Annotated in this window: 3 protein-coding genes; 1 reads left to right on the top strand and 2 read right to left on the bottom strand. The window is 61.5% G+C overall.

The features are described from left to right. Positions 1–1,195, bottom strand: a 1,195-nt coding sequence (locus PMI37_RS00015) for a GAF domain-containing protein (protein ID WP_008076773.1), incomplete at its 3' end; no start/stop codon positions are given. Continuing rightward, positions 1,192–1,806, bottom strand: coding sequence for a biliverdin-producing heme oxygenase (locus tag PMI37_RS00010; protein WP_008076772.1), 615 nt, complete (start codon positions 1,804–1,806; stop codon positions 1,192–1,194). The genes PMI37_RS00010 and PMI37_RS00015, both read right to left, overlap by 4 nt. 288 nt (positions 1,807–2,094) lie before the next feature. Here PMI37_RS00010 and PMI37_RS00005 point away from each other — a divergent pair. Beyond that, the coding region (locus PMI37_RS00005; protein ID WP_008076771.1) for a LysE family translocator at positions 2,095–2,393 on the top strand (299 nt) is incomplete at its 3' end.

Raw genomic sequence — 2,393 nt, 5'->3', positions numbered from 1 at the left:
CCGGCTCGCCGCTGTCCTGCAGCCATTTGTGCAGGGCGCGGATCTGCGCAGGCTCCGGGCAATTGCCGTAACGGTGCAATTGATTGTCTTCAATGATCGCGATACCGCCGGCATTGTTCAGCGCCATGAGCACTTGCGGCTGGTTGGCCAGGCCATCGAAAACGTTTTGTGGCGAATCGATCATCGCCTGATTGAGCAAGGCCAGCGCCTCGACTTTTGCTTCACGCTGACGGCTGATCTCCAGCGCTTCCATCGCGCTGATCTGCAGCGACAGCACCTGGCCGATGGTCTGGCACGCCGCGCGCAGTTCATGCGGCACATGCAGCGGCTGACGGTTGCCGCAACTGATCAGGCCCCAGAGCTTGTCGCCCTTGAGCAGCGAAATACTCATCGACGACAGCACGCCCATGTTTTTCATGTACTGGCAATGGATCGGCGACACGCTGCGCAGGGTGGCAAAACTCAAATCCAGCGGCGTGTCGGTGTCCGGGCGCAGCTTCGGCAGCAACGGCACCGGTTGGTAATCGGCATTGGGGATGATCCGCAGCCAATTGGTCCGATACAACTCGCGGGCCTGCTCGGGAATGTCCGAGGCCGGGAAGAACAGACCATTGAACACTTCCATCGACGGGTCGGACGCTTCGGCGATCACCTGGCCGTGCCCTTCCTCTTCGAAGCGGTAAATCAGCACCCGGTCGTAACCGGTCATGGCCTGGATTTCCTTGACGCTGATGTCGTACAGCGCCTGCAACGACGTGGCCGCGTGCAGACGCTGGAGCATGCGCCCCAGATGGGTCTGGTTGCCGGCGACATTGCGTGGCTGGAAGTTTTCGACGTGGATTTCCAGCTCCAGGATCAGCACACCCTGATGCCGGTGCAGCAAGCCATCGAACGCCGTGCCATTGAGGCGAAAGTGCAGCGGCGGCGTGTCGGACAACGCCGGCTGCAGCAAGGCTTCGCGCACTTGCGCGGCCTCGGCGTCGCCGATCAGTTGCGCCAGTGGCTGGCCGATCAGGCCGAGCGGCTCACGGTCCAGCAGGGTTGCAACGTTGGCGCTGACCTGAACGATCTCCAGCGCAGGTTCGTTCAGGGTCAGCAGCAAACCGTGGGGCTGGATCGCGCCGGGGAAGCGAATCGGCTCGTCGGCACAGTTGGCCAGCAGTTCTTCAAAGGCTTGTTGGTCTTGCGGGGTCATGCCAGTACCTCCCGGCGTTCGAGCCAGCGCTCGAAACAGCTGAATGTGGTGTGTGCGGCCGCAACCACGGCCTTGCGCTCGTCCGCATCCATCGGTCGACGGCTCAGGTATTCAATGAAATCGCGCCAGCGGCGGCCAGTGGCGGCGCCATAGATATCGAGAAACGCCGCGCCATTGTCGGCTTCCAGGCCGAGTCGGCTGGCGATTTCCCGGCGCAGGATCTGCCCGCCCAGCGTCGCACCTTCGAGCACATACAGTATGCCGAGGCAGCAAGCCGCGGAATTGATCAGGGGCAAGTCTTCACACTGTGGCAGACGTGCCAGCGCCTCGCTGCTCACGCCCAGGGCATGCAGGTCGGCGCGCAATGTTGGCGCCTTGAGTCGTGGCGTCAGATCAAAATCAGTGGGAATTGCACCGCTGCTCAGCAGCGCGTGTTCCAGCGGTAGATAGAAGCCGTAATAAGCCTGCATCAACTGCACAAATGCTGGGGTATCGAGAGTATCGGAGAAAAATGGAAGGCGTTTTTCCAGTGCGATGTGCAGTTCGGCAGTGCCGGCCCGCAGATCTTGCAGCACCGGTGGCACATAAACTTCACGGGCCTTTGCTTGCATGTAGATCGCTCTTGGTGGGGCCGCCTGGGGCCGTGCGGGATGTTTGAAACAGGGAGCAGAAACAGGGGGCAAATGTTACACGGCAATCGCTGTTTCTGACCGTGCGGATAACTTTTTCTGACGAAACCATCGCCCTCTGACTGTTTCAGAGTTGCGCTGTCCGCAAAAAGTTCGACGGGGTTGTCCTGCACGGCCGGGCGCTGTACCGCGACAGCCGGGCCTGACTGTATGGGTCTGGCGGCGCGTGGGCTGTGATAAAAATGGCCTTCTCGTTTCTGGAGTGCCGTCATGGATCTCGCCACCCTCACCCTGTTTCTCCCGGCCTGCTTTGCCCTGAACATGGCCCCCGGCCCGAATAACCTGCTGTCGGTGAGCAACGCTACCCGCTACGGTTTTCGCCGCGCCTGCACGGCGGGCATCGGGCGTATTCTGGCGTTTGCCGGGATGATCGCGCTGGCCGGCGCCGGTCTGTCGGTGGTGTTGCAGACGTCGGAATGGCTGTTCCATGCGATCAAGATCATTGGCGCGGCGTACCTGCTGTATCTGGCCTGGCAGTTGTGGCGGGCCAATCCGCAAGCGGAGGAGCA

Origin of the sequence: Pseudomonas sp. GM80 (assembly GCF_000282515.1) — a bacterium.
GTDB lineage: Bacteria > Pseudomonadota > Gammaproteobacteria > Pseudomonadales > Pseudomonadaceae > Aquipseudomonas.
The sequence above is the reverse complement of the archived record's forward strand: the minus strand, read 5'-3'. Positions and strand labels throughout refer to the sequence as shown.

What these genes read in the sequence shown, in the direction of transcription:
- PMI37_RS00010 (WP_008076772.1), bottom strand. Translation starts at nt 1,806, where the DNA reads ATGCAAGCAAAGGCCCGTGAAGTTTATGTGCCACCGGTGCTGCAAGAT.